The organism is Hydrogenophaga sp., from assembly GCF_011772445.1.
Taxonomy (GTDB): Bacteria; Pseudomonadota; Gammaproteobacteria; order Burkholderiales; family Burkholderiaceae_C; genus Hydrogenophaga.
This window is the reverse complement of sequence record NZ_WVZN01000003.1, coordinates 1-24,606: the sequence shown is the minus strand read 5'-3', so window position 1 is coordinate 24,606 and position 24,606 is coordinate 1. Positions and strand designations below refer to the sequence as shown.

General features: G+C 68.2%; 27 protein-coding genes. 5 read left to right on the top strand and 22 right to left on the bottom strand.

The features are described from left to right. Positions 1-7 precede the first annotated feature (7 nt). The 4 genes from GTO19_RS00455 to GTO19_RS00440 all read right to left on the bottom strand — a co-directional run bounded on the left by GTO19_RS00455 (position 8) and on the right by GTO19_RS00440 (position 3,550). On the bottom strand, positions 8-835 hold the full coding sequence (locus tag GTO19_RS00455) for an ABC transporter permease (protein ID WP_291016528.1): 828 nt from the start codon (positions 833-835) through the stop codon (positions 8-10). Between the two features lie 8 nt (positions 836-843). Next, on the bottom strand, positions 844-1,659 hold the full coding sequence (locus tag GTO19_RS00450) for an ABC transporter ATP-binding protein (RefSeq protein WP_291016525.1): 816 nt from the start codon (positions 1,657-1,659) through the stop codon (positions 844-846). A 1-nt stretch (position 1,660) separates the two neighbouring features. Continuing rightward, entirely contained in the window at positions 1,661-2,686 is a 1,026-nt protein-coding gene (locus GTO19_RS00445; RefSeq protein ID WP_291016522.1) for an ABC transporter substrate-binding protein, read from the bottom strand. A 105-nt stretch (positions 2,687-2,791) separates the two neighbouring features. Then, positions 2,792-3,550, bottom strand: a complete 759-nt coding sequence (locus GTO19_RS00440; RefSeq protein WP_291016519.1) for an IclR family transcriptional regulator — start codon at positions 3,548-3,550, stop codon at positions 2,792-2,794. Between the two features lie 152 nt (positions 3,551-3,702). On the opposite strand from GTO19_RS00440, the gene GTO19_RS00435 reads away from it, so the two are divergent. From GTO19_RS00435 to GTO19_RS00420, 4 genes are read left to right on the top strand one after another with little or no spacing between them, the layout of a single operon-like run. Next, positions 3,703-4,977 (top strand): aromatic ring-hydroxylating dioxygenase subunit alpha, encoded by a 1,275-nt coding sequence (locus GTO19_RS00435; RefSeq protein WP_291016517.1) that lies wholly within the window; start codon positions 3,703-3,705, stop codon positions 4,975-4,977. A gap of 43 nt (positions 4,978-5,020) precedes the next feature. Beyond that, positions 5,021-6,001 carry a tripartite tricarboxylate transporter substrate binding protein gene (locus GTO19_RS00430; protein ID WP_291016514.1) on the top strand — a complete coding sequence of 327 codons (981 nt, stop codon included), beginning with the start codon at positions 5,021-5,023 and terminating at the stop codon, positions 5,999-6,001. Positions 6,002-6,008: 7 nt separating this feature from the next. Beyond that, a complete protein-coding gene (locus GTO19_RS00425) occupies positions 6,009-6,788 on the top strand; it encodes an SDR family NAD(P)-dependent oxidoreductase (RefSeq protein ID WP_291016511.1) in 780 nt (259 codons plus the stop codon). A 10-nt stretch (positions 6,789-6,798) separates the two neighbouring features. Then, complete coding sequence (locus tag GTO19_RS00420) at positions 6,799-7,767, top strand: PDR/VanB family oxidoreductase (protein ID WP_291016508.1); 969 nt, start codon at positions 6,799-6,801, stop codon at positions 7,765-7,767. A gap of 86 nt (positions 7,768-7,853) precedes the next feature. Here the strand turns inward: GTO19_RS00420 and GTO19_RS00415 are convergent, their stop codons facing one another. The 9 genes from GTO19_RS00415 to GTO19_RS00375 all read right to left on the bottom strand — a co-directional run bounded on the left by GTO19_RS00415 (position 7,854) and on the right by GTO19_RS00375 (position 16,641). Further along, complete coding sequence (locus GTO19_RS00415) at positions 7,854-8,618, bottom strand: class II glutamine amidotransferase (RefSeq protein WP_291016506.1); 765 nt, start codon at positions 8,616-8,618, stop codon at positions 7,854-7,856. Between the two features lie 28 nt (positions 8,619-8,646). Then, complete coding sequence (locus GTO19_RS00410; RefSeq protein ID WP_291016502.1) at positions 8,647-10,185, bottom strand: MFS transporter; 1,539 nt, start codon at positions 10,183-10,185, stop codon at positions 8,647-8,649. After that, entirely contained in the window at positions 10,182-10,412 is a 231-nt protein-coding gene (locus GTO19_RS00405) for a cysteine-rich CWC family protein (protein WP_291016499.1), read from the bottom strand. The genes GTO19_RS00410 and GTO19_RS00405 overlap by 4 nt, the downstream gene beginning before the upstream one ends. Positions 10,413-10,459: 47 nt before the next feature. After that, on the bottom strand, positions 10,460-12,055 hold the full coding sequence (locus GTO19_RS00400; protein WP_291016497.1) for a gamma-glutamyltransferase family protein: 1,596 nt from the start codon (positions 12,053-12,055) through the stop codon (positions 10,460-10,462). Between the two features lie 21 nt (positions 12,056-12,076). Continuing rightward, positions 12,077-12,913 (bottom strand): sulfite exporter TauE/SafE family protein, encoded by an 837-nt coding sequence (locus GTO19_RS00395; protein ID WP_291016496.1) that lies wholly within the window; start codon positions 12,911-12,913, stop codon positions 12,077-12,079. 6 nt (positions 12,914-12,919) lie between these two features. Further along, the gene (locus GTO19_RS00390; protein WP_291016493.1) at positions 12,920-14,251 is read right to left on the bottom strand and encodes a TRAP transporter large permease subunit; all 1,332 of its coding nucleotides are present in this window, start codon (positions 14,249-14,251) and stop codon (positions 12,920-12,922) included. Further along, entirely contained in the window at positions 14,238-14,768 is a 531-nt protein-coding gene (locus GTO19_RS00385; RefSeq protein ID WP_291016489.1) for a TRAP transporter small permease subunit, read from the bottom strand. Before GTO19_RS00385 ends, GTO19_RS00390 begins: the two co-directional genes overlap by 14 nt. A 2-nt stretch (positions 14,769-14,770) precedes the next feature. Next, complete coding sequence (locus tag GTO19_RS00380; protein ID WP_291016487.1) at positions 14,771-15,856, bottom strand: TRAP transporter substrate-binding protein; 1,086 nt, start codon at positions 15,854-15,856, stop codon at positions 14,771-14,773. A gap of 305 nt (positions 15,857-16,161) precedes the next feature. Then, positions 16,162-16,641, bottom strand: coding sequence for an Lrp/AsnC family transcriptional regulator (locus tag GTO19_RS00375; RefSeq protein WP_291016484.1), 480 nt, complete (start codon positions 16,639-16,641; stop codon positions 16,162-16,164). A gap of 245 nt (positions 16,642-16,886) precedes the next feature. Here GTO19_RS00375 and GTO19_RS00370 point away from each other — a divergent pair, with 245 nt between their 5' ends. After that, positions 16,887-17,645: a response regulator transcription factor gene (locus GTO19_RS00370; protein ID WP_291016481.1), complete on the top strand. Its 759-nt coding sequence runs from the start codon at positions 16,887-16,889 to the stop codon at positions 17,643-17,645. 50 nt (positions 17,646-17,695) lie between these two features. On the opposite strand, the gene GTO19_RS00365 is transcribed toward GTO19_RS00370, so the two are convergent. From GTO19_RS00365 to GTO19_RS00325, 9 genes are read right to left on the bottom strand one after another with little or no spacing between them, the layout of a single operon-like run. Beyond that, entirely contained in the window at positions 17,696-17,929 is a 234-nt protein-coding gene (locus GTO19_RS00365) for a hypothetical protein (protein ID WP_288251400.1), read from the bottom strand. Between the two features lie 24 nt (positions 17,930-17,953). Beyond that, entirely contained in the window at positions 17,954-18,250 is a 297-nt protein-coding gene (locus GTO19_RS00360; RefSeq protein ID WP_291016475.1) for a hypothetical protein, read from the bottom strand. Positions 18,251-18,271: 21 nt separating this feature from the next. Then, positions 18,272-19,672, bottom strand: a complete 1,401-nt coding sequence (locus GTO19_RS00355) for an FHA domain-containing protein (protein ID WP_291016473.1) — start codon at positions 19,670-19,672, stop codon at positions 18,272-18,274. Next, on the bottom strand, positions 19,672-21,786 hold the full coding sequence (sctV, locus tag GTO19_RS00350) for a type III secretion system export apparatus subunit SctV (protein ID WP_291016470.1): 2,115 nt from the start codon (positions 21,784-21,786) through the stop codon (positions 19,672-19,674). Before sctV ends, GTO19_RS00355 begins: the two co-directional genes overlap by 1 nt. After that, complete coding sequence (locus GTO19_RS00345; RefSeq protein ID WP_291016467.1) at positions 21,783-22,145, bottom strand: BTAD domain-containing putative transcriptional regulator; 363 nt, start codon at positions 22,143-22,145, stop codon at positions 21,783-21,785. The genes sctV and GTO19_RS00345 overlap by 4 nt, the downstream gene beginning before the upstream one ends. Before the next feature lie 4 nt (positions 22,146-22,149). Further along, positions 22,150-22,572 carry a hypothetical protein gene (locus tag GTO19_RS00340; RefSeq protein WP_291016464.1) on the bottom strand — a complete coding sequence of 141 codons (423 nt, stop codon included), beginning with the start codon at positions 22,570-22,572 and terminating at the stop codon, positions 22,150-22,152. Beyond that, positions 22,562-22,945, bottom strand: a complete 384-nt coding sequence (locus GTO19_RS00335) for a hypothetical protein (protein ID WP_291016462.1) — start codon at positions 22,943-22,945, stop codon at positions 22,562-22,564. The genes GTO19_RS00340 and GTO19_RS00335 overlap by 11 nt, the downstream gene beginning before the upstream one ends. Further along, on the bottom strand, positions 22,945-23,265 hold the full coding sequence (locus GTO19_RS00330) for a TyeA family type III secretion system gatekeeper subunit (protein WP_291016459.1): 321 nt from the start codon (positions 23,263-23,265) through the stop codon (positions 22,945-22,947). Before GTO19_RS00330 ends, GTO19_RS00335 begins: the two co-directional genes overlap by 1 nt. Next, complete coding sequence (locus GTO19_RS00325; protein WP_291016456.1) at positions 23,262-24,419, bottom strand: hypothetical protein; 1,158 nt, start codon at positions 24,417-24,419, stop codon at positions 23,262-23,264. Before GTO19_RS00325 ends, GTO19_RS00330 begins: the two co-directional genes overlap by 4 nt. Positions 24,420-24,606: the final 187 nt, after the last annotated feature.

Genomic DNA, 24,606 nt, shown 5'->3' with positions numbered 1-24,606 from the left:
CGAGCGCTCACAGCTTCTCCGTCTCCCCCGCCTTCGGCTGCCACTTCATCAGCCGCTTCTCGATGCGCCCGACCATCGCGTCCAGCACGAGCGCAAAGGCGGTGAGCACGAGGATGCCCGCCATCACGGTGTTGATGTCGAACTGCCCTTCGGCCTGCAGGATGAGGTAGCCCACGCCCTGCGATGAGCCGAGGTATTCACCCACCACCGCGCCCACGAAGGCCAGGCCCACGCTGGTGTGCAGCGAGCTGAACACCCAGCTCGTGGCGCTGGGCAGGTACACGTGGCGCAGCAGCTGCTTCTGGCTGGCGCCCAGCATGCGCGCGTTGGCCAGCACCACGGGGCTCACTTCCTTCACGCCCTGGTAGACGTTGAAGAAGACGATGAAGAACACCAGGGTGACGCCCAGCGCCACCTTGGAGCCCATGCCCAGGCCGAACCACACCGCGAAGATGGGCGCCAGGATGATGCGCGGCATGGAGTTGAGCGCCTTGATGTAGGGCTCCAGGATGGCCGAGGCCATGGGCGAGAGGGCGAGCCACAGCCCGCCCGCCAGGCCGGTGACGGCGCCGATGCCGAAGGCCATGAGCGTCTCGGCCAGGGTGATCCAGAGGTGCACGTAGATGTCGGCGTCACCCACGAACCAGGCCCAGATGCGCGCGAAGATCTTCAGCGGTTCGCCGAAGAAGAACGCGGCCTGGCGGTCGTTGTCGAACATGAAGGTGGGCACCAGGCCCGGCGTGGTCATCACGTGCCAGAACACGAAGATGAGCACCAGCAGCGCGAGTTGCCACAGCGTGAGGTTGCCCGGGCGGGGCTTGAGAAACTTCCACATGCTCGAACTCAGGCGACCTTGCGCAGTTGTTGCTGATAACCCTTGAGCACCTCGTCGCGCAGCACGGCCCAGATGGCGGCGTGCAGCTCGAGGAAGCGCGGCGTGGACTTCACCTCGGCCACATCGCGCGGGCGCGGGATGTCGATGGCGAAGTCACCGATGGGGCGGCTGGCCGGGCCGGCCGACATCACCACCACGCGGTCGCTCATGGCGATGGCTTCGTCCAGGTCGTGGGTGATGAACAGGACCGCTTTTTTCTTTTCCGCCCAGAGTTGCAGTACCTCGTTCTCCATCAGCTGCCGCGTCTGGATGTCCAGCGCCGAGAAGGGCTCGTCCATGAGGATGATGTCGGGGTCGAGCACGAGCGTTTGCGCCAGCGAGGTGCGCTTGCGCATGCCGCCGCTCATCTGGTGCGGGTAGCGGTCGCCGAAGCCGCCCAGGCCCACGCGGCGCAGCCAGTCGTCGGCCTGCTCGCGGGCCTGGCGCTCGCCCACGCCGCGAAACTGCAGGCCGGCCATCACGTTCTGCAGCGCGGTGCGCCAGGGCATCAGGCTCTCGCTCTGGAACATGTAGCCCGCGCGCGGGTTGATGCCCTGCAGCGGTTCACCAAAGATGCGCGCGCCGCCCTTGCTGGGCTCCAACAGACCGGCCGCGACGTTGAGCAGCGTGCTCTTGCCGCAGCCGGTGGGCCCCACCACGCTGACGAACTCGCCCGCGCCCACCGTCAGGTCCACGTGTTCCACCGCCGTGTAGCGCTGGCCGGGGGCCTCCTTGCTGATGAAGGTGCAGGCGACGTCCTGCAGTTCGATCGCCGGTGCCGACATCTCAGCCTTTCGGGTATTTGTTGTTGGCCTTCTGCGCGAAGCTGTTGGTGTAGACCGCGTTCAGGTCGAGCTTGGCCTTGGCGATCGCCGGGTCCACGCTGCCGAGGGCGCGGAAGGCGGTCTCCGAGCCCTTGGCGGGGAAGGTGCCGTCGGGCGACAGGGCCTTCTGCGCGGCCAGGAAGCCGTCGATGTAGACCGCGCGGTCGCCGAGCAGGTAGCTCTCGGGCACCACCTTGATGATGTCGCCCGGGCCGGCCTTCTGGATCCACTTGTTGGCGCGCACCATGGCGTTGGTCATGGCCTGCACGGTGTTGGGGTTCTTGTCGATGAAGGGCTGCGGGCAGTACAGGCAGCCGGCGGGCATGGGGCCGCCGAAGACCTTCTCGGCCTCGCTCACGATGCGCGTGTCGGACACGATCTTCAGATCACCGGAGCGCTGCAGCAGGGTGATCACCGGGTCGAGGTTGCTGATGGCGTCGATCTGGCCCGCGCGCATGGCGGCCACGGCGCCATTGCTCGCGCCCACGCCGACGATGCTCACGTCGCTGGGCTTCAGGCCCGCCTTGGCCAGCACGAAGTTCACCAGCACGTTGGTGGAGCTGCCCGGCGCGGTCACGCCGATCTTCTTGCCCTTGAGGTCGGCCACCGACTTGAAGTTGGCCATGGTCTTGGGGTTCACGCCCAGCACGATCTGCGGCGCGAGGCCCTGCAGCACGAAGGCGCGCATGGGCTGGCCCTTGAACTGCATGTTCACCGTGTGTTCGAAGGCGCCGGAGACCACGTCGGCGCTGCCGCCCACCACGGCCTGCAGCGCGCGCGAACCGCCGGCGAAGTCGACGATGGTGAGGTCCAGGCCCTCGTCCTTGAAGTAGCCCAGTTGCTCGGCGATGGTGAGCGGCAGGTAATAGAAGAGGTTCTTGCCGCCGACGGCGATGGTGCACTTGGGCTTCTCGAGTCCTTGGGCGAAGGCGAAGCGGGGCAGGCTGGCGGCGGCGAGGCCGCCGGCGACGAAATGGCGTCGTTGCATGTCTTGTCTCCTGAGGGCGAAGGCGGGTGGTCCCGCCGGGAAGGGTGCGCGTCGATGATAGACCGGGGGGTGTACCCGCCGAGTCGCGCGGGGTGGGGGATTGCCCTAGCGTGCGCGGTACCCCAGCGCCGCCGACAGGTGCCCGCCTTCTTCCTTCAGCACCGCCACGATCGCGCGCACGCGCTCCTCGTCCACGCGCACGCCGGGGCCGAACACGGCCAGCGAGCCCTTCACCTGGCCGTCGCCGCCGAAGTAGGGCACGGCCATGGCCACGGCGCCCTTGATGAGTTCGTCGCGGCTGATCTCGTAGCCCTGTTCGCGGATGGTCCGCAGGCGGTCGAGGTAGGCGGCGAGGTCCCTGTCGCGCGCGCCTTCGCCGCCCAGGTAGGCCTCGGGCGAGGCCACGTGCGCCAGGATCACGCGGCCGCTGGCGCCCAGGGTCACGTCGGTGCTGTAGCCCACGCCGCGCTTGAAGCTCAGCGGCTGCGCGCTGGGCAGCTCGGCCACGCAGGTGCGGATGGCGCCCTGGTGGACCAGCAGCGACACGGTCTCGCCCGTGGCCTCCCACAGGTGGCGCATCATGGGCTGCGCCACGGTGGCGATGTCCAGGCCCGCGCCCCACACGTGCGCCAGGTTGGCCACCGACGGGCCCAGCTCGAAGCGCTGCGGCTCGCCCGAGGACACGATGAAGCCCTTGTGCTCCAGCGTGCGCAGCAGGCGGTACAGCGTGGGGCGGCTCAGGTCCACGCGCTTGGCCAGTTCGCCCGCCGTCAGGCGGTGGTCGGTGGCCGTAAAGGCCATCAGGATGTCCAGTGCCCTGTCCACTGCGCGGACACCTTCCCCTGCTTTTTCGGCCGTTTCCATGCTGCTTCCCCGAATGTGGCGTTGATTTGCGATGTTACGCAGCCAGATTGTCCATCTGATGGACATGGCGATCACCTGTTGACACAGATCAAACGTGTCCACATAATGAGTCAACTGTCCGCCACGAGGACAAACCACGCAGGAGATGTTGGATGAACAAGGAAATGTCCGAGACGCTGACCCGCGTCGGCCCCGGCACCCGCATGGGTGCGCTGCTGCGCCGCTACTGGGTGCCCGCGCTGGCGTCGAAGGAAATCCCCGAGGCCGATGGCCCGCAGGTGCGCGTGCAACTGCTGGGCGAAAAGCTGCTGGCCTTTCGCAACACCGACGGCAAGGCCTGCCTGATCAGCGAGTTCTGCTCGCACCGCGGCGTGTCGCTGTACTTCGGCCGCAACGAGGAAAACGGCATCCGCTGCGCGTACCACGGCGTCAAGTTCGACGGCGACGGGAAATGCGTGGACGTGCCGTCCTCGCCGCAGTCCTGCGCGCGCATGCACATCAAGGGCTACCCCTGCGTGGAGCGCGGCGGCATCGTCTGGGCCTACATGGGCCCGGCCGAGCACCAGCCCGCGCCGCCGGAGATCGAGTGGTGCACCCTGCCCGACAGCCACGTGTTCGTGTCCAAGCGGCTGCAGTACAGCAACTGGCTGCAGGCCATGGAAGGCGGCATCGACACCGCGCACGTGTCCTACGTGCACCGCTACGAGGTGGACACCGACCCCATGCACCAGGGCGTGAAGGCGCTGGACTACATCAAGGCCGACGGCAACGTGGTGTTCGAGATCGAGAAGACGCCCTATGGCCTGGGCCTGTTCGGCCGCCGCAATGGCGAACCCGATTCCTACTACTGGCGCGTCACGCAGTGGCTGTTTCCCTGGTTCACACTGATCGCGCCCTTCGGCGAGCACGCGCTGGGCGGCCACGTGTGGGTGCCCATCGACGACCACCACTGCTGGGCCTGGAGCATCAACTGGCAGCCCTTCCGCCCGCTGTCGGACGAGGAGCGCGCGGCGATGGAAGCGGGCCAGGGCATCCACGTCGAATATGAGGCGCCGGGCAGCTTCATCCCCAAGGCCAACCGCGACAACGACTACGGCATGGACCGCGTGGCGCAGCGCGAGAAGCGCTCGTACAGCGGCGTCTTCGGTTTCTCCGCGCAGGACTACTCGCTGCAGGAGAGCATGGGCCCGATCCAGAACCACGAGGCCGAGCAGCTGCTGCCTACCGACAAAGCCATCGTGATGGCGAGGCGCATGTTGTCGGAGGCCGCGATGGGCATCGAACAGGGCACCACCCCGCCCGCGCTGGACGCCAGCCAGCAACGGGTGCGGCCCGCGGGTGTGCTGCTGCCGAAGGAGCAGAACCCCGTCGAGTGGGCCAGGGAGCACCTGGCCAACAGCATCGACAAGCCGGTGTTCAGCCTGTGAAGGCCTGAGCCGGTCACCCCACAACCACCACAGGAGACACGACATGTTCCCACGCCGATCCCTTCTCGCCGCCGCCCTGCTGGGCGTGGCCGCCGCCAGCCCCGCGTGGGCACAGAGTGCGGCCGACTGGAAGCCCACCAAACCGGTGCGCATCATGGTGCCCATCGTGGGCAGCACCAACGACGTGCTCGCGCGCCTGGTCGCGCCCAAGCTGCAGGAGGTGTTCGGCCAGCCCTTCGTGGTGGAGAACAAGGGCGGCGCGGGCGGCAACATCGGCACGCTGGACATCGTTCGTTCCGCGCCCGATGGCCACCACCTGCTGGTGGGCTACAACGGGCCGCTGGCCATCAACGTGAGCCTCTTCAGCAAGATGCCCTTCGACCCGATCAAGGACCTGGCGCCCATCACGCTGGCGGTGAAGGCGCCGCAGTACCTGGTGGTGAACCCGGCCACCGGCATCACCAACGTCAAGGACTTCATCGCCACCGCCAAGGCCCACCCGGAGAAGCTGAATTACGGTTCGGTCTCGGTGGGCAGCGCCTCGCACCTGACGATGGAGATGATGAAGTCGGAAGCCGGCTTCAACATCACGCACATTCCTTACCGCGGCGCGGCGCCCGCCGTGTCTGACCTGGTGGCCGGCATGGTGCAGACCGGCTTTTTCGTGCCGGGCAACGTGCAGGGCTTCGTCAAGGAAGGCAAGCTGCGCCTGTTGGCCAGCACCGGCCTCAAGCGCTTCCCCAGCACACCCGACGTGCCCACGCTGGCCGAGTCGGGCCTGAAGGATTTCGAGGCCACCTCGTGGATCGGCTTCCTCGCGCCGGCGGGCACGCCGCCGCACATCATCCAGCGCTACAACGACGAGATGGTGAAGATCCTGAGGTCGCCCGATATCCAGGCCCGTCTGCACGAGATGGAGTTCGAGGTGGTCGCCGGCTCGCCACGCGAGTTCGGCAACTGGATCGCCTCCGAGACCCGGCGCTGGGGCAAGGTGGTCAAGGACATCGGCGTCAAGCTGGACTGAGGGCGGCATGGCATCGATGCGACTGGCGGGCAAGGTGGCCCTGATCACGGGCGCCGGCGCCGGCATCGGCGCGGCCGCGACCGCCCTGTTCTGCCGCGAGGGCGCGGCCGTGGCGATGGTGGACGCCGATCCGCAGGCGCTGGAGCGCACGCGTGCGGCGATCCTCGAGGCGCAGCCCGGGGCGCGCGTGACGGGCATCGCGGCCGACGTGTCGGACCCGGCCGGCGCGCAGGCCGCCGTGGCGTGGTGCGTGAACGAGTGGGGCGCGCTCGATGCGCTCGTGAACAACGCCGCCATGCGCAACTACCTGCCGGCGGCGGACGTATCGCCCGCCGACTGGCAGGCCATCGTGGCGGTGAACCTCGCGGGCATGTCCAACTACTGCCAGGCCGCGCTGCCGGCGCTGCGCCGCTCGGGCGCGGGTGCCATCGTCAACGTGTCCTCGTGCTACGCCGTCACCGGCCGCCGGGGCATGGCGCTGTACGACGCCACCAAGGCCGCGCAACTGGCGTTCACGCGCACGCTGGCGTTCGAGGAATCGGCACACGGCGTGCGCGCCAACGCGGTGTGCCCGGGCTCCACGCTGACGGACTTCCACGTCGGTCGCGCCAGCGCGGCGGGCAAGAGCGTGGAGCAGTTGCGCACCGAGCGCAAGGACACGTCCCTGATCGGCCGCTGGGCCCGCCCCGAGGAAATCGCCGCGCCGATCCTGTGGCTGGCCTCGGCCGAGGCGTCCTTCATCACCGGCACCACGCTGATGGTGGACGGTGGCCTGCACATCATGTGAGGCGCTCGCGATGACAACCGCCACGCTCAAGGCCCGTGTCCACTGTCTGCGCTACGAGGCGCGCGACGTGGTCAGCGTCGAGCTGCGCCCCGAACACGCGGGCGTGGTCTTCCCGCCGCACGAACCGGGCGCGCACATCGACCTGCACCTGGGCAATGGGCTGGTGCGCAGCTACTCGCTGCTCAACCCGGCCGGCGAAGCGGGGCGCTACGTGGTCGGCGTGCTGAAGGACCGCAAGAGCCGTGGCGGTTCGGTCTTCGTGCACGAGCAGTTGCGCGTGGGCCAGGTGCTGACGATTTCGGCGCCGCGCAACAACTTCGCCCTGCACGAATCGGCCGGGCACTCGGTGTTCGTGGCGGGCGGCATCGGCATCACGCCCATCCTGTGCATGCTGGAGCGCCTGTCGGGACTCGGGCGTCCGGCGGACCTCATCTGCTGCGCGCGCTCGCGCGCCGACGCGGCCTTCGTCGAACGCCTGAACGAGCTGGCATCGCCCTCGCTGCGCGTGCACTGGCATTTCGACGACGAGGCCGGCGGCCCGCCGGACCTGCGCGCCCGTTTGACTCCATACGCGAAAGACAGCCACCTCTACGCTTGCGGCCCTGGCGCCATGTTGGAGGCCTTCCTGTCGGCTTGCGAGGCGCTGGGCTTGCCCAACGCGCACATCGAGCGCTTCGCCGCCGCGCCAGCGCCGGCCGACGCCCCCGAGGCCGCCACCTTCACCGTGGAGCTGCGCCGCAGCGCGCGCCGCATCGAGGTGCGCGCCGACTGCTCGGTGTTGGACGCCATGCTGGAAGCGGGCCTGACACCCGACCACAGTTGCCGAGAAGGCCTGTGCGGCGCCTGCGAGACGCGCGTGCTGGAAGGCGAGGTGGACCACCGCGACAGCATCCTCACCGAAAGCGAGCGCGCGGCGAACCAATCCATGATGGTCTGCGTGTCGCGTTGCCGCTCGGCGCGGCTGGTGCTCGACGCCTGACATGAGGCCCCCACGCTCCGCCGCTGCGCGGGTCGCTGCCCCCCGAGGGGGCTGATCCGCCTTGGGGCGGCCCGGCGGCGGATCGATCAGCCCACCGGCAGGCCGTCCACGAAAACCTTGAGTTCCTCGGGCGCGAAGGGCGTCCAGGTTTCGTTGCTGGTGAGTGGCGTGGTCACGATCACGGCCGCGCGGTCGCCGGGCTGGTTCAGGTCGGCGAAGTTCACCGTCCAGTCCCGGTCCTTCAGCGTGGCCTGCGAGAACGGGTGCTGGCGCACCAGCCAGTGCAGCTTGGTGCTGCAGTGGGCCCACAGCGCCTCGCCGTTGGAGAGCAGGAAGTTGAAGCTGCCGAAGCCGCGCACCTGCGGCACCAGCTCGCGCAGGGTGCGGGTGAGCTCGTCCACGCTGGGCAGTCCGGCGTGCGACTTGGCCAGCTCCTGCATCAGCCAGCAGAAGGCGCGCTCGCTGTCGGTGGACCCCACAGGGCGGAAGTGGCTGTGCAGATTCGGCGCGTAGTCCTTGAGGTCGCCGTTGTGCGCGAACACCCACTGGCGTCCCCACAACTCGCGCACGAAAGGGTGGGCGTTTTCCAGCGCCACCTCACCGATGGTGGCCTTGCGCACGTGCGCGATGATGTTGCGGCTCTTGAGCGGATAGCCCTGCAGGAAGGCCGCCATGGGCGAGTCGTGCGCGCTGCGGTGGTCGATGAACAGGCGCAGGCCCTTGCCCTCGAAGAAGGCGATGCCCCAGCCGTCGGCGTGGTGGTCGGTCTTGCCGCCGCGGTCGCAGAAGCCCGTGAAGCTGAACGACGCGTCGGTGGGCGTGGCGCAGTTGAGTCCCAGCAGTTGGCACATGGGCGGATTCTGCCTCGTCGTCGGCGGCTCAGGCCGGTCGGGTCTGCCGCTCGGGCGGCGGCGGCACCGGCGGTGTGGGCGGCTTCAGCCGCAGGGCGGCCAGCACGGCCAGCGCGCAGATGCCGGCCAGCATGAGGAAGGTTTCGTCGAAGGCCGCGATGCGCGCCGGCGTGGTGGGCGAGGTGTCGAGCGGCGCGCCGTGCGCGGCAAGTCGCCACTCCAGGAAGATGCCGCACAGGCTGACCCCCGCGGCGCCGCCCAGCATGCGCAGGAAGTTGATGACGCTGGCGCCCTGCGGTATGTGGGCCGGGCCCAGCCCGCGCATGGCGCCGATGTTGAGCGAGGGGAGGATGAAGCCCAGCCCGATGCGCCCGACGATGGCCCAGAGCACCAGCAGCGGGATGATGCGCGCCGGGTGTTCCAGGCGGATCGTCACCATCAGCGCGAACGAGGCCGCCAGCAGCACCAGGCCGATGCTCACCAGGCGGTGCGTGGGCTGGCGGTCGGCCAGGCGGCCCACGGCGGCGATGCTGATGGCCAGCACCAGGCCCGAGGGCAGCAGCACCGTGCCCACCACCGAGGGCGAGAGCTGCAGGCCCATCTGCATGTACACCGGCAGCAGGTAGGTGGAGCCGAACAGCGCCACGCCGTAGATGAAGGCGACCAGGCTGCCCATGGCGAAGCGGCGGTCGGCGAACAGGCTCAGGTTCATCAGCGGCTCGGGGCCTTGCGCGTGGCGATGGGTTTGCAGCATGCGCCGCGCCAGCCAGATGAAGACCAGCAGCAGGGCCACGGCCGACACCAGCAGCGTGGTGGCCACCAGCGGCGTGCCCCCTTGCAATTCCACCAGGCCATTGAGCAGGCACAGCGTGCCCGCGGTGGCCAGCAGCAGGCCGCGCCAGTCCAGCGCGGCGCCCGCGCGGTTGGCGTCCGCGCCGCCCGGGGCGGTGGTGGGAATGAGCTTGCGCGCCAGCCACAGCGAGACGAGGCAGAACGGCACCACCATGAAGAAGATGGAGCGCCAGCCGAACCAGTCGACCAGCACGCCGCCGATGCTGGGCCCCAGCGCCGGAGCCAGCACCACGCCCATGCCGAAGATGCCGCTGGCGCGGCCCTGTTCGCTGGGGTCGAAGGCGCGCAGGATGATGATGGCGGGGATGGGCTGCACCACGCCCGCGGCCAGGCCCTCGGCCACGCGCGCGGCCAGCACCAGCGGGTAGTCGTTCGCCAGCCCGCCGGCCACGCCGCCCACCAGCAGCAGCCACATGCAGCCCGAGTAGGTGGCGCGGTAGCCGTAGCGCGCCAGCAGCCAGGGCGTGGTCAGCATGGACACGGTCATGGCCGCCATGAAACCCGAGGTGACCCACTGCGCGCGCTCCTGGCCGAGCGTGAAATGCTGGCTCATGTCGGGGATGGCCACGTTGACCACGGTGGACGACATGATGGACGCCATGGTGCCCACCATCACCGCGAGCAGCAGCAGCCAGCGGTAGCGCGGGCCGTAGCGCTCGCGCAGCGCGGGCAGGCCGTGGGGGTTGTTTGGGGTGGGCGCCGGTGCTTCGCTCATGAGGATGGCGCCAGCGCCTTGCGCGCACAGGCCTGGCAGATGCAGGCCGTGCGGCGCGCCGCCGCGGGGAGGCGGGCGAGCAGCTCGGGCGTGAAGGTCTCGCTCACGCACCAGCACGGGGGCTGGGGCTTGCCGGTGGCCTTCTCGATCTCCACCGCGCAGCGGTTGTCGCCGCCGCACAAGGGGCAGCGCGTGGCGTCGATGGGGGTGGGCAGCGGCGTGGGCATGGCGCGTGGGTCCGCGCCATTGTCGCCGCTGCGCGGGATGCGTGGCGTCAGACGCCGGCCACCGCCCCGTCGCTGCGTGGGTCCACCGCGCCCTCGATCACGCCATCGGCCCGGCGCACCAGCGCGCCGGCGTGGCCCATGGTGTCGCTGAAGGACTCGTCCAGCAGCTCCACCGCGTGGCCGGCGTCGGCCAGTTGGCGCACCAGTGCCGGGTCGAAGCGGCTCTCCAGCTTGAGCGAGGTGCTGCTGGCGCCCCAGGTGCGGCCCAGCAGCCAGCGCGGCGCGCTCACGGCCTGCTGCAGGCCCTGCCCGAAGCGCGCGTAGCGGGTGAACACGGCGGCCTGCGTCTGCGGCTGGCCTTCGCCGCCCATGGTGCCGAAGGGCATCACGCGGCCGTCGTCGAACCGCGCGAGCGAAGGGTTGAGCGTGTGGAAGGGCTTGCGGCCGGGCTCCAGCGCGTTGAGCGCGCGCGGGTCGAGCGAGAAACTGGTGCCGCGGTTCTGCCAGCAGATGCCCAGGCCGTCGAGCACGGTGCCCGAGCCGAACTCCCAGTACACGCTCTGGATGAAGCTCACCGCGCGGCCTTCGCGGTCGACCACGCCCATCCAGATGGTGTCGCCGGGCGCGCTGGGGTCGGGCCAGGGCAGGGCGCGTGTCGGATCGATCTGGGCCGCCAGCGCCGCCAGCGACGCGGGTGCGAGGTGGGCGCGCGGGTCTTCGGGCAGGCGGCCGGGGTCGGTGACCACGCGGTCGCGCACGCGAAAGGCGCGCTTGGTGGCTTCCACCAGGCCGTGCACGTGGGCGAAGGATTCGCCGTCGCTGCCGCTCACGCCGAGTTGCTCGAACAGGCCCAGGATCATCAGCGTGGACAGGCCCTGCGTGGGCGGCGGCAGGTTGTAGACCGTGCTGTCGCGCAGCTTCACCGCCAGCGGTTCGACGAAGGCGGCGCGGTAGGCCGCGAGGTCGTCGGCACCGACGGGGCTGCCCACGCGCTGCAGCGCTTCACCGATGCGCGCGCCGAGCTCGCCACGGTAGAAATCGTCGAGCCCCCGCGTGGCCAGGTGCCGCAGCGTGTCGGCCAGGGCCGGCTGGCGCAGCAAGTGGCCCACGGGCGGGGGCTGGCCGTCGGCCAGGTAGGTGGCCGCAAAACCCGGGGCGGCGCCGAGGCCGTCGTTCAGCTTGGCGCAGGTGAGCGCGGCCTGGCTGGCGGTGACGGCCACGCCGTCGTGGGCGTGGCGGATGGCGTCGCCCAGCAGGCGTTGCAGGTCCAGCGTGCCGCCCCAGCGCGCGGATACTTCGAGCGCGCGCGCCCAGCCGCCGACGGTGCCGGCCACGGTCAAGGCGGCCCGCGGGCCGCGCGAGGGAATGGCCTCGGCGCCCTGATAGAAGTCCCGCGTGGCCCGTCGCGCGGCGGGGCCGCAGGCATCGATGGCCTGCACGGCCTGGCCGGGTTCGTGGATGAGCCAGAAGCCGTCGCCGCCGATGGCGTTCATGTGCGGGTAGACCACGGCGATGGTGGCGGCCGCCGCGACCATCGCCTCGATGGCGTTGCCGCCGTCGCGCAGCACGTCGCGCGCGGCCTGCGCGGCCAGGTGGTGAGGGGCCACGGCCATGCCGCCCAAGGCCCTGAGGGTGTGAATCACGCCGGTGTCTCCATGGTGGTTTCAGGTGAGCAGCCCGGCGAACATGCGCAGCGAGGTCAGCGCGAGAAAGAGCGCGAAGACCTGCCGCAGGCGCCGGGCATCGATGCGGTGCGCGAGTGTCGCACCCCAGCCGGTGGTCAGCAGCGTGGCGGGCACGATGAGCGCGAAGCCCAGGCCGTTGACGTAGCCCAGGCTGAAGGGTGGTCGCAGCGGCACGCCCAGGCCGTTGATGACGAAGGCCAGCGCCCCGGGCACGCTGATGACCGTGCCCAGCAGCGCGCCCGTGCCCACCGCGCGGTGCATGGGCACGCGCAGGGCGTTCAGGATGGGCACCGACAGCGTGCCGCCGCCGATGCCCATGAGCGTGGACAGGCCGCCGATGCCGCCACCGATGAAGGCCGTGCCCAGCGTGCCGGGCAGGCCGTCGCGCAGGGCGACGCCGTCGCGCTTGAAGGCCATGTTCAGCGCCACCAGCAGCGCCACGCCCGCGAACACGGCCGTGAGCGCGCTGCCCTTGAGCAAACCGCTGGCCACCGCGCCCAGTCCCACGCCCAGCACCACCCAGGGCAGCAACTGACGGATCAGCGCCGGGTCCAGGCTGCCTTTGCGCCGGTGCGCGCGGCTCGACAGGATGGAGGTCGGCACGATGGTCGCAAGCGAGGTGCCCACGGCCACGTGCATGCGCACCGATTCGTCGACGCCGAGCAGCGTGAACAGGTGGTAGAGCACCGGCACGATGACGATGCCGCCACCCACGCCGAGCAGGCCGGCGAGCACGCCCGCCACCAGGCCGGTGGCCAGCAGGGCCGCCGCGAGTCCCAGCAGCCAGGCGGCGCTGTACTGATCGAAGAAGGCCATGCGTGTCTACCAGCCGATGGCCTTGGGCAGCCAGGTCGCGATCGAGGGGAACTGGAACACCAGCAACAACGTGATGCCCTGCAGCAGGATGAATGGCAGAACGCCCTTGTAGATGTCCTTGATGTTCACGCTCGGTGGTGCCACGCCCTTCAGGTAGAACAGCGCCCAGCCGAAGGGCGGTGTGAGGAAGCTCGACTGCAGGTTGATGGTGATCAGCATCGCCAGCCACACCGGGTCCACGCCCAGGTTGATCAGGATCGGCAGGAACAGCGGCACCGCGATGTAGCTGATCTCGATCCATTCCACGAAGAAGCCCAGCACGAAGATGATCGCCATGAGGAACCAGATGGCGGTGTTCACCCCACCGGGCAGCTTGTCGAACATGGCGGCGATCAGTTCTTCGCCATGCAGGCCACGGAACGACAGCGCGAAGACCTGTGCCGTCATCAGGATGAACATCATCAGCGCGGTGATCTTGCTGGTGTCCAGCGCGGTCGCTTTCAGCGTCTTCCAGTCCAGGCGCCCCGACAGCGCGGTGATCAGCACCGCGCCCACGGCACCCATGCTCGCGGCCTCGGTGGGTGCGGCCACGCCACCCACGATGGAGCCCAGCACCGCCACCACCAGCATCACCGGTGGCACCAGCACCTTGAAGAAGCGCACCCCGAGCTCGCGGCGCGAGACGGCGTCGCGTTCCGCCGCCGGCAGCGGCGGCATGCTCGCCGGGCGCAGCCAGCCCATCACCAGCAGGTACACGATGTACACGCCGGCCAGCAGAACGCCCGGCCCCACGGCGGCCGCGAACAGCGTGCCCACGGAGAGCTGCATGATGTCGGAGAGCAGGATGAGGATGAGGCTGGGCGGAATGATCTGGCCCAGCGTGCCCGAGGCGCAGATCACGCCGCAGGCGACGCTCTTGTCGTAGCCCCGGCGGATCAGCGTGGGCAGCGTGAGCAGGCCCAGCGTGATGATGGTGGCGCCCACGATGCCGGTGGTGGCACCCATGAGCACACCGAACAGCACGATGCCGATGGCCATGCCGCCCTTGAGGCCGCCGGCCAGGTGGCCCATCACGTCGAGCAGGTCGTCGGCCAGGCGAGACTTCTCCAGCATCACGCCCATGAACACGAACAGCGGGATCGCCATCCACTGGTAGCCACCCACCACGCCATAGAAGCGCGCGGGCAGCAGATTGAAGAGCGTGTCGCCAAAACCCAGCCAGCCGAACAGGAAGCCCGTGACCGCCAGGCTGACCGCCACCGGGATGCCGATCATCAGCATCACGAAGAAGCCGCCCAGCATCATCAGGGCATAGGTGTGCATCTCAAACACGCGCATCCCCTTCGCTCGGCGCATCGCGGCCCGGGCCGAGCAGGCGCACCAGGTGGGCGAATTGCTGCAGCACCAGAAGGCCATAGCCCAGCGGGATCAGCGCCTTGATGGCCCAGCGGTAGGGGAGCCCACCCGGGTCGGGCGATTGCTCGTTGATGGCGTAGGCCTGGCCCACGTAGGCGATGGACAGCTGGATGAAGGCCAGGCTCACCGCGATCAGCAGCAGCGCCGCGGCCACGTCGACCGCGCGCTTGAGGCCCGGGGAGAAGCGCGAATAGAACAGGTCCACGCGCACGTTCTCGCCGCGCTGAAGCGCGTGCCCCATGCCCAGCAGGATGAGGGCGGCGAGCAGGTGCCATTCCAGCTCCTGCGCCCACACCGAGCCGAAGCTGAAGGCGTAGCGCAGCAGCACGTTGGTGGCCACCAGGCCGATCATGACCAGCGCGATCCACGCGGTGAGCGCGCCCGTGCGGTCGATCAGGCCTTCGATGAACGCGGCCAGCGGCCGCAACGCCTTGAGCATGATCAGCCGCGCACCTTGAGGTGGTAGGCCTCTTCGCTGATCTCGCTCCAGCGGTCGTACTTGGCCTTGAAGGCGAAGTAGGAGTCGTGCACCTTCTTCGTCAGCGGGTCCTTCACGGCCTCGGCCAGCACCTTCTCGGTCTCGGCCCTCAGGGCCTTGATGACGTCGTCGGGCAAGGGCCGCGCCGTCACGCCCTGGTTCTTGACCAGGTCTTCCATGGCCTCCGAGTTGGCCTTCTGGCACCAGCCTTCGCTGATCACGTTGCAGGCGGCGGCGGCGTTGCTCACGATGGCCTGCAGGTCCTTGGGCAGCTTGTCCCAGGCGGCCTTGTTGATGAGCAGCTCCGACACGGTGGAGGACTCGTGCCAGCCGGTGGTGTAGTAGAACTTGGCGGCTTTCTGCAGGCCCAGGCGGCGGTCCTGGAAGGGGCCCACGAACTCGGCCGCGTCGATCACGCCACGCTCCAGGGCGGGGAAGATCTCGCCGCCCGGCAGCACCTTCACGTCCACGCCGAGGTTGGCGTACACCTTGCCGGCCAGACCGGGGATTCGCATCTTCAATCCCTTGAAGTCGGCGACCGACTTGATCTCCTTCTTGAACCAGCCCGTCATCTGCACGCCGGTGTTGCCGCAAGGCATGGCCACCATGCCGAAAGGCGCGTAGACCTCGTTCCACAGTTCCTGGCCGCCGCCGTCGTAGAGCCAGCCGTTCATGCCCTGGAAATTGAGGCCGAAGGGCACGGCGGTGAAGTACTGCGCGGCGAAGGTCTTGCCGGTCCAGAAGTAGCTGTTGGCGTGGTTCATCTCCACCGTGCCCGCGCGCACGGCGTCGAAACCCTCGAACGCGGGGATGAGTTCGCCCGCCCCGAACACCTGGATGTTCAGGCGCCCGTCGGACATCTCGCGGATGCGCTTGGCCAGGTCGGTCGCGCTGCCCGGTCCGTCCATGTAGAAGGGCGAGCCCTTGCCGTAGGCGCTGGTCATCTTCCAGTTGAAGCGCGCGGATTGCGCGTTGGCGAACACAGGGGCGCCGAGTGCACTGGTGGCTAGCGCGGCGCGCGAGAGAAATTGGCGGCGGATCAGGGCCATGGGAGACGCTCCTGTCAGGTCAATGGGTTGAGGGAGGTGACGTTTGTCAAGCGACAGGCACCACCGTTCGCAAAGCCTGTGCCATGCGGATCGGGTCGCCGGGCTTGCGTTTGGTGCGGGTTTTTGCCGCTTTTGGCCTGCCGAATGTTCAGCGTGGCGCCGTCGGGCGATCGTTTGTCAAGCGCTTGTGTCCCGACGAGGGCTCGACTTCGTGCCTTGGGCATGAGGCAACGAAGCGCACTGAACAAATGGCACCGTTGCACGCCAACGGTGCGCCCGCACCATCACGGACGGTGGGGCCGACGTCACAGCCGCGCACCGCCGCGGCGGTTCTTCACGCGTGTCAGCAAGGTCTTGCAGTCCACCGACACGATCTCGGGCCGGTTGAACACATGCCGGCGCACGAAGGATTCGAAGCTGGTCGCACTCTCGGTGAGCGCGTGCACGTGCAGGCTGCGCAGGTCGCTCATGATGTAGAGGCTCACCACCTCCGGGCAGTCGGCCAGTTCTTGCGCGACGCGCTCGATCGCCGCTGGCGTCACCACGATGTCCAGGAACGTGGAGTTCACCTGCCCGAGCTTCTCGGGGTTGATGACGGCCGCGAACAGCTCGATCACGCCGCTGGCCTGCAGCGCCTGCACGCGCGCCCGGGCGTGGGCGCGGGAAATGCCCAGGTGGCGTGCCAGTTCGGCAAAGGAAGCGCGACCGTTCTTGACGAGGATGTTGAGCAGGGCGCTGTCGAGTTTGCTCAGGCCCAGGTCGGTGGGGAGGGGTGGTTGGCTCATGCCATGGGCTTAGCAACCCGCGAGCCAAGCACAAACGACGACTCGGGAACTCCCGGGAGAACGTCCTCCGCCGGCTGTGGCAGGCCTTTTGCCGTCATTCGGCCTAGGCGACCGTCCAAGCCGACGGGACCTAGGAAATAGTGCTCACAGCGTATTTGTCGAATCGATCCGAGACAGAAGAATCACCCCCGCAGACAAGAAAAACAGATCAGTGGGGGTCAATGTCAGACAGAGTGGAGCCTCCCATGTCCTTCGATTCAACGTACGTTCAAGATCCCGAAGTGGTGTCGTCCCAGCCCTGGGACTTGCCGGCAGCCAGCTGCCTCCATGTGGTCCTCGCCGAGGAAGCCGAGATCCTTCGCGAAGGGTTCAAGGTGTCCTTGCGGGCCCTGGATCGCCAGGTCGTCATCCACGAAGCCGCCTCCTGGGACGAGCTTCTCGTGGTGTCCGGCCAGGTCAGCAGCGTGGACCTGCTGGTGGTGGATGAAGGCCTGATTCCGTTGGCTGGCGAGGACCTGTCCACCTTGAAGGGTTTCACCGCCAATGCCCCGGCCGTGGTGATGACCGGCGCCGAGAGCGGCAGCCGCATGCGCTGCCTGATTCGCCAGGGCGCCCGGGGCTATCTCTCCAAGAAAGTGGGCAGCCGCGTGTTCGCTGGAGCGCTCAAGTTCGTGCTCGATGGTGGCACCTACGTGTCGCCCGAGGCCCTCATCGCGCAGGACAACCCGGCGGACGCGGGGCGATCCGATGCACCCGAGGTCACCTCGCGCTACCACGGCCGTCTGCGCCATGACGTCACCGCCCGGCTCACGGCGCGACAGATCGAGGTGCTTGAGCAGCTCATGAAGGGGCGCAGCAACAAGCAGATCTGCCGCGAGCTCAACATGGCCATGGGCACGGTCAAGAGCCACATCGCGGCCATCTTCACCACGCTGCAGGTGAACAGCCGCACCGCGGCCATCGCCGCGGTCACGCAGGTGGACGCACTGCGGCCGGCGCCCTGAGTTCGGCTGCACGTCGGCTGGCGCCCGTTCGGGGAGCCAGCCGCCGGCGGTCAGAACTTCTGAACCACCGCCTTGAGCGTGTCGGAACGCTCCTTGACGATCGAGCTGGTGATCGTGGCCGTGAGGCTGTTGATCGACAGCTCGATCTGATACTTCAGCAGGTCGGCGTTCGACACGTCTTCACCCGAAGAAATTGATTCGAGCATCTCGAACAGGCGATCTTCCGAGTCGCGCATGATCACCTCCGAGGTGTCGCGCAGATGGTCCATTGTGAGCGATGCCATGGTGGCCTCCTGAGGTGAAAGACGTCAGCTGACGTCGGTGGTGTGTGCCGGCCGGGGAGTCGGCGCTGGGGAAGGTGCGTTGACAGGCGTGCGTCGCAGCGCATTGGGCAGGCGATCCAGCACCCAGAGCGCCGCTGAAACGCCCACGCCCAACGCGCGCAGCCGCTCGAAGCTCACTTTGTCCGTGAGCTGCTGTTTTGCCGCGCGGCAGTTGTCCTGAAGCGCCTGCAGATCGCGGCGGGTGGCCGCGTGATCGTTGGGCAGCCAGTCCTCCAACAACCGGGAGTGTTCCGGCGGAATGGTGTCGCTCAAGGTCTTCATCGTCATGCTCCTGGCGGCGTTCTAGGGGCGCAGCCGCACGCGCAATCCATCGGAAAAAACCACTTCCTGGGCGTTGACGGCGACCACGGTCTTGCCATCGATCGAACCACCCGGTGCCACGCGCTGGCCAGAGGTCGTCATCACATAGGGGTACGCGCCCGCCACCACCGCCTGGATGCGGGACTCGATGGCGTCGCGCTCCAGGCGGACCACGGCGCTGATGCTCAACACGCTGCCGTGCTCGCGGGTGAAGTCGCTGAAAAACTGCTCCCACCGCTCCACGTCACCCTGGCGCAGCAGGGCGGTCAACCTCAGGTCGGGTTCGTTGCGAACCACGGTGAAGCGATGCCCCAGGTCGACAGCGTTCAGGCGCTCCAGGAAGCGCAGGCGCACGGCGGGTGGCAGCAGCACCTCGGCGTCGATGGGCTCGAGCGGGCGAAGATCCCGGCGCAGGCGGGCGATGAACTCGTCGGCATGGACCTGGTTCGCGGCAATGACGCGGACCTTGGGATTGGCCTGGCCGTCTGCCAGCGTGCGCACCGCCAGACTGGGGGTGGAGGCTTGCTGGTCGGTGTAGCGCTGCACGGCAGCCAGTCGCTGCGCCTCGGTCAGCACCGACACCTCGACGGGCCACGGCAGTTCGCGCGCCGAGTCGATCAGGCGCTGGCGATCGCCCTCTTGCTTCACGTGCCCCAGCACGCGCCAGGCTTGCTCGCCTCCGCCGTCGAGCAGCAGTCGCGTGTTCGCGCCCTGCGCCTGCACCCACTCGCGCATGCGCTGTTCGGGGCTGACGGGCGCAACGATCACCTCCGGCGGGGCGACCACGGGGGGCGGCGGAGGCTCGACCGGCTGAACCACCTGCCAGGCGGCGTAAGCGGTGAGCGCGAGGGAAGCGGTGGCGACGGCCGCGAAGATCGCCACGGCGGCGGCGCGTCGCCGCGACAAAGGCGGCTTCTTCACCTGTGCCGGTGCGTCGGCGGCGGGTGCGTCCGCCGCGGCACCGGGCGGCGCAGTGATCGCGCTCGTCCCCACCTCGGGTGGTGGTTCGGGCTCAGGTCTCGGCTGCGGTTCGAGGGCTTCGTCCTGCGGCCATTCGGCGTCCTGGTGGTCCACGGTCAGCTTGACGCGCCCGAGCAACACGACGGTGCCGAAAGCGAGCGCCTGGTTCGCGTCGCAGTCCTGGCCATCGAGCCGCAGCGCACGCCCGCCATCCGGCGTGACTGTCCAGTGGCTGCCGTCGACCTCGATGTGCGCGTGCTCGGACTCCACCTGGGCGCCGGCCAGCATGATGTCGCAGTTGTCTCCGGCGCCGATCAGGTAAGGCGCGCCGGGCATGAGCGGCAAGCGGCTGCCGGCCTGCGGGCCGTGAAGAACGCGCAGCTCGACGAGGTCGGCTTCCGTGATGGCGGATTCGAAGTTCATCACAGCTCGATCCTTGCCAGCGGCTGGATGTTGATGTCCTGCGTGAGCTCCTGGTACGACAGCACCGCGAGTTCGCTCAGGTCCTGTTCCACCAGCTTGCGCACGTAGCGCCGGATGTCCATCGACGTGAGCAGAACGGGACGGTTCTGCACCATGCTGATGTCACCGACGGCGAGCTTGATGGCCTGCACGATGCGCTTGCTCGACTGCGGATCCAGCGCCAGGTAGGAGCCGCCCGAGGTCTGGCGGATGGCCGTGCGGATCTCGTCCTCGATGGAGGGCGACAGCAGGTAGGCCGGCAGCATGTTCTGCCCCGCCGAGAATTTGTGGCTGATGTAGCGCTTGAGCGCGATGCGCACGTACTCGGCCAGCAGCACCGGGTCTTTCTCTTTCTGGCCCCATTCAACGAGCGCCTCCATCACGGTGCGCACGTTGCGGATGGAGATCTCCTCCGACACCAGCCGCTGAAGGATCTCGGCAATGCGGTGGATCGGCATGACCCGCACGATCTCCTTGGCGAGTTCGGGGAAGCGGGCTTCCATGTCGGACAGGATGGAGCGCGTTTCCTGTATGCCCACGAACTCGGCGGCGTGCTTGCGCAGCACGAAAGCGATGTGATAGCTCAAGAGCTGCGTGGGCTCCATGAAGGGAATGCCTGTGGCCTTGAGCGAGTCCTTCATCGAGCCCGGCGTCCACAGTGTCGGCAGATTGGGCAGGAAGTTGCGGTCCGTCTCGAATGGGATGGCCAGTGCGTTGAGGTTCTCCGGTGTCTCGCGCACCAGCAGGTGCCGCGCGCGCAGCCGTCCCTGCGATACCGGGACTTCTCCAACGAGGATGGAGTAGGCCTCGTCGGGCAACTGGTCGTTGAAACGCAGTTGCAGCCCGGGGAACACGATGCCCATGTCGAAGAACAGGGCGCGGCGCACCTTGACGAGTTCGTCGTTCAGCAGGTCGGAGGAGAACACCTGCTCCAGCGCGGAGTTCACGTCCACCATCAGGGGAACCGTGGGCTGGAAGTTGTCGGCTTCGACCGGTTTGGTGGCGTTGCGCGTGCCCGGCTTGTCGGTGCCAGCGGCGTTCACCGCGGGTACGGTCTTGGTCTCGCCCGTCACCGCATCGATCGTCTTGACCTCGCCCCTGAGGAGGATGTAGCCCACCGTGCCCAGCGCCAGCGCCAAGGCGAGGAAGGTGAGCGTGGGCATGCCGGGGATCAGGCCGAAGCCGATCATCACGGCCGTGCCGATCAACAGCGCCTTGGGCTGCGAGAGGATCTGCGCACCCACGTCGCGGCCGACGTTGGACGGTCCGCCTTCGTCGTTGGTCACGCGTGTGACGATCATGCCGGCAGCGATGGAAATGAAGAGCGCCGGGATCTGCGCGATCAGGCCATCGCCGATGGTGAGGATGGAGTAGACCTTCACTGCGTCGCCAGCGCTCATGTCGCGCTGCATGGTGCCGATGAGGATGCCGCCCAGCAGGTTGACCGCGACGATGATCAGGCCCGCAATGGCGTCTCCTTTTACGAACTTCATCGCGCCGTCCATGGAGCCATACAGTTGGCTCTCTTTCTCGACCAGGCTGCGGCGCCGTCGGGCCTCGGCCATGTCGATCGTGCCGGCGCGCATGTCGCCGTCGATGGACATCTGCTTGCCTGGCATGGCGTCGAGCGAGAATCGCGCGCCAACCTCGGCCACGCGCTCAGCACCCTTGGTGATGACGATGAACTGAACGATGGTCAGGATGAGGAAGACCACCAGGCCCACGACGAGGTTGCCGCCGACCACGAAGTTGCCGAAGGTGTAGACGATGTGCCCGGCGTCGCCGTTGAGCAGGATCAGCCGCGTGGTGGCGATGCTGATGGCCAGGCGGAACAGCGTGGTGACCAGCAGCACCGAAGGAAAGGAGCTGAAGGCCAGCGGGCTGGGCAGGTACATGGCCACCATGAGCAGGATGGCCGAGATGCACATGTTGAGCGCGATCATGGCATCCACCAGCCAGGTGGGCAGCGGCAGGATCATCATGAAGATGATCCCGACGATCAGCGCCGCGAGCACCAGGTCATTGCGGTTGACGATCGCCTGCAGCCAGCGCTGCATGAAGGATTGCGCGCTCACGTGGGGCTCCCGGTGCTCAGGCGCGCGCGTTGCGCGGAGAAGCGCTCCAGCACGGCCAGCGCTTCGCTTTTTCGGCCCACGGCGGCCAATGCCTGGCCTTCAAGGAGCCAGAGCACCGGCGAGGGATCGCCCTCGTCGCGCAACTGGTCGATGACGCGCAAGGCCTCGTCGGTTTGCCCGGCCATGATGGCCGCCCGCACCAGCGCCCGCTGGGCGCGGTGGTCGTCCGGCGCCAGCAGGCACAGCGCGCGCAGCAGCGCCAGCGCCGGCTCGGCGCGGCCGTAGCGCAGGTACATGTGACCGAGCAGGCGCAGCACGTCCAGTGGGTCGTTGGAGGTGAGAGGTTCCTGCTCGTCCATGGCCTCAACCCTTGTAAAGCGCGGTCAGGTAGGACTGCAGCAGATCGCGCAGGTCCATCTGGTCGGACAGCACATCGATCGCGCGACTGAACACGCGGGCGTGGCGCTTCTGCCGATCGCGCGCCTGGCGCAGCACTTCGCGCGCTTCGCCCAGCTCCCGCACGAAGCGGTGCGGCAGCAGCAGGCTGCCCTCTGACACCAGAGGCGACATCTCGGCAACCAGGTAGTCGTCGAGGTTCGGCATGGCGTAGAGCTCGTCCAGCCGCTGGCGCGTGGCGGTGTATGCCGGCGAGTAGTTGTTCGTGATGGCCTGCCGATCGTCCGGGCGCTTGACCGGGCCGCGCAGGATCTTCTCGATCCCCTGGTCGATGCGCAGCGGCGGCGGTGGCGGCGCGCGCCGGACGCGGCGGTCGCGGTCAATGGCCATGGTCGGCCTCGCGGTGGATGTGCAGGACGTGGTCCACGGCCTCCTCCAGGCTGCTGAGCATCACGGAGCCGATGGGAAGGCGCACGCCGACCAGGAGGTCGTTCTCGTCCAGCCCGACCTGCAGCGTCCAGTGGGGCGAGTGGCGGAAGTCGCTGGCCCGCAGCGCCGCGCGCAAGGCCGACACCGGCTCGCGGGAGCAGGCCTTCGTGAGGGCCACCAGCAGCTCCGGTGCACCCGCGGACCGCAGGTCCTGGATCGCGAGCTCGGCGCCGTCTTCGAGCTGCAGGGCCAGCAGGCCATCCTCGTCGAGGCTCAGTCCCTGGATGCCGAGCGCCTGGCCGAAGGCGTCCACGGTGGAGGCGATCCAGTCCATCAGCGGGCCTCCGGCGTCGGCGCCTGCTGGGCGTCGCGTTCTTCTTCCTCGACGATCAGTTCGTCGAGCGCGCCCAGGATGGCGTCGCGGATGTTCATCTTCACCTCCTCGTTGGGGAAGCACTTGGATGGCAGCTCACGCACGACCTCTGCGACTTCGCGCAGCAGCACGATGGAGACCGTCAGGTCGCGGATGCCGAGCTTGCCCGGCAGGCGCTTGTAGCTCGGCATGTCGGTCGCGGGGCGATCGATCAGCGAGAGCACCTCGCGCATCAAGGCCGTGGTGCGCAGAGGCTGCGAGGCCGAGGCATCCGGTTTCACGGGGCCGCCCTGCGACTCTGGAAGTCGTTGACACGGCGTGTTGCAAGGTCGAATCGGGCCAACTGCGTGTTGCCAAACCACCCGTCTTCGATGGACAGGATCATTTGATGGCGAGCGGTGGCATCCCGGGCAGCGTTCTCGGCATTCAGGTCGTACCCGGAGGCGCTCAGAAGGGCTTTCAGCACCGCCTTCAACTCGTCGACCGTGCAGGCCGGATACCTTTCGAACAAGCCTAGCAAGGCCCGCGCGCTGGACTGCCGTTCGCCTTGGCCGGCCCGATCGCCCAGCTCGTCATAGACCCGTTCGAACGTTGCCCGGTCACCGACAGGGGGAGCCACCTGATGGGTGTTGACGCTCGTGAGCGCGCTTTGGCCCCGGGAGTCGTTGATGAATTCGGCCAGGCGGTCGCGCACTTTCTCGTGTCGTTCCTCGCGCTGGCCCTCATCGAGTGCCGGGATGTCAAGCCACAGCGCCAGCAGCGCCATCAGTTCGGCGACCTTGTGGCGCTTCTGGAGCAAGGCGCCCAGGTCGTCTTCGTTCTTCTTCGGTGAGTCGCCAACGCGGCCACCGGCGCCCTTGAGCTTGATCACCAGCTCGATCAGCGCCTCCTGGCCTTCTGCGTCCTCCGGGTAGTCGTTCTGGAAATGCCTGACCAGGTCGAGCGGCTGTCGCGTGAAGGGGCCCACTGGCGTCAGCAGCGCAGCGCGTTCCTCACGGCTGGTCTGAGGGGCTACGCAGTGGGCGGCCAGGCTGAGCGCCAGAAAGTACTTCTTACGGTCTTCTGGTGTGTCATCAAAACCCGGGTCCTTCCCGTCGAGGATGTCCCGCGCGGCCTTCGTGACCACGTCTTTCGGCAGGCGCATGGACTGCGCCACGCTGGCGATGGTGTCGAGTGTGAGCGGGTGAACGACTTGCTCGGCACGGACCCGGTGTTCGCTCAGCTTGACCGAACGACCGGCCACCGGGTTCTGGCTGGCCCTGCGGGCGCGGCCCGCAGCGCGGCTGGTCTCGCTCGGCATCTTCTTCACCGCCACGCCATCGCGTCGACCCACGGCCTCTTCGCCATCGCCCTTGGCACTTGGCCCGTACTGCTTCTGCGGTACGCCCGAGGTGCGACGAATGTCCAGCAGCGATTTGACGGAATGGTTGCTCATGGTGGTTGGCGAGAGAGTTCGGGACAGGATGACGGAGGTATTTCCCGCTTCATTTCGGCGCTCCATCTTCATGACAAACGCGCTCGCGCGCTTGAGGCGTACGGGTTAGGGCAGAGAGGCGGCTGACTAGCCCGGATATTTCACCGTAGTAGAGCCACAAACGAGTACGGCATTGCCCTTGTGTGCC

Bases quoted from the DNA above. Each gene is read 5' to 3' on its own strand.
- GTO19_RS00340 (WP_291016464.1), bottom strand. From the start codon at position 22,572: ATGGCCATTGACCGCGACCGCCGCGTCCGGCGCGCGCCGCCACCGCCG.
- GTO19_RS00395 (WP_291016496.1), bottom strand. From the start codon at position 12,913: ATGGCCTTCTTCGATCAGTACAGCGCCGCCTGGCTGCTGGGACTCGCG.
- GTO19_RS00405 (WP_291016499.1), bottom strand. From the start codon at position 10,412: ATGCCCACGCCGCTGCCCACCCCCATCGACGCCACGCGCTGCCCCTTG.
- GTO19_RS00325 (WP_291016456.1), bottom strand. From the start codon at position 24,419: ATGAGCAACCATTCCGTCAAATCGCTGCTGGACATTCGTCGCACCTCG.
- GTO19_RS00440 (WP_291016519.1), bottom strand. From the start codon at position 3,550: ATGGAAACGGCCGAAAAAGCAGGGGAAGGTGTCCGCGCAGTGGACAGG.
- GTO19_RS00425 (WP_291016511.1), top strand. From the start codon at position 6,009: ATGGCATCGATGCGACTGGCGGGCAAGGTGGCCCTGATCACGGGCGCC.
- GTO19_RS00380 (WP_291016487.1), bottom strand. From the start codon at position 15,856: ATGGCCCTGATCCGCCGCCAATTTCTCTCGCGCGCCGCGCTAGCCACC.
- GTO19_RS00355 (WP_291016473.1), bottom strand. From the start codon at position 19,672: ATGAACTTCGAATCCGCCATCACGGAAGCCGACCTCGTCGAGCTGCGC.
- GTO19_RS00370 (WP_291016481.1), top strand. From the start codon at position 16,887: ATGTCCTTCGATTCAACGTACGTTCAAGATCCCGAAGTGGTGTCGTCC.
- GTO19_RS00455 (WP_291016528.1), bottom strand. From the start codon at position 835: ATGTGGAAGTTTCTCAAGCCCCGCCCGGGCAACCTCACGCTGTGGCAA.
- GTO19_RS00335 (WP_291016462.1), bottom strand. From the start codon at position 22,945: ATGGACTGGATCGCCTCCACCGTGGACGCCTTCGGCCAGGCGCTCGGC.
- GTO19_RS00390 (WP_291016493.1), bottom strand. From the start codon at position 14,251: ATGCGCGTGTTTGAGATGCACACCTATGCCCTGATGATGCTGGGCGGC.
- GTO19_RS00450 (WP_291016525.1), bottom strand. From the start codon at position 1,659: ATGTCGGCACCGGCGATCGAACTGCAGGACGTCGCCTGCACCTTCATC.
- GTO19_RS00410 (WP_291016502.1), bottom strand. From the start codon at position 10,185: ATGAGCGAAGCACCGGCGCCCACCCCAAACAACCCCCACGGCCTGCCC.
- GTO19_RS00385 (WP_291016489.1), bottom strand. From the start codon at position 14,768: ATGCTCAAGGCGTTGCGGCCGCTGGCCGCGTTCATCGAAGGCCTGATC.
- GTO19_RS00430 (WP_291016514.1), top strand. From the start codon at position 5,021: ATGTTCCCACGCCGATCCCTTCTCGCCGCCGCCCTGCTGGGCGTGGCC.
- GTO19_RS00420 (WP_291016508.1), top strand. From the start codon at position 6,799: ATGACAACCGCCACGCTCAAGGCCCGTGTCCACTGTCTGCGCTACGAG.
- GTO19_RS00360 (WP_291016475.1), bottom strand. From the start codon at position 18,250: ATGAAGACCTTGAGCGACACCATTCCGCCGGAACACTCCCGGTTGTTG.
- GTO19_RS00415 (WP_291016506.1), bottom strand. From the start codon at position 8,618: ATGTGCCAACTGCTGGGACTCAACTGCGCCACGCCCACCGACGCGTCG.
- GTO19_RS00365 (WP_288251400.1), bottom strand. From the start codon at position 17,929: ATGGCATCGCTCACAATGGACCATCTGCGCGACACCTCGGAGGTGATC.
- GTO19_RS00375 (WP_291016484.1), bottom strand. From the start codon at position 16,641: ATGAGCCAACCACCCCTCCCCACCGACCTGGGCCTGAGCAAACTCGAC.
- GTO19_RS00345 (WP_291016467.1), bottom strand. From the start codon at position 22,145: ATGGACGAGCAGGAACCTCTCACCTCCAACGACCCACTGGACGTGCTG.
- GTO19_RS00445 (WP_291016522.1), bottom strand. From the start codon at position 2,686: ATGCAACGACGCCATTTCGTCGCCGGCGGCCTCGCCGCCGCCAGCCTG.
- GTO19_RS00435 (WP_291016517.1), top strand. From the start codon at position 3,703: ATGAACAAGGAAATGTCCGAGACGCTGACCCGCGTCGGCCCCGGCACC.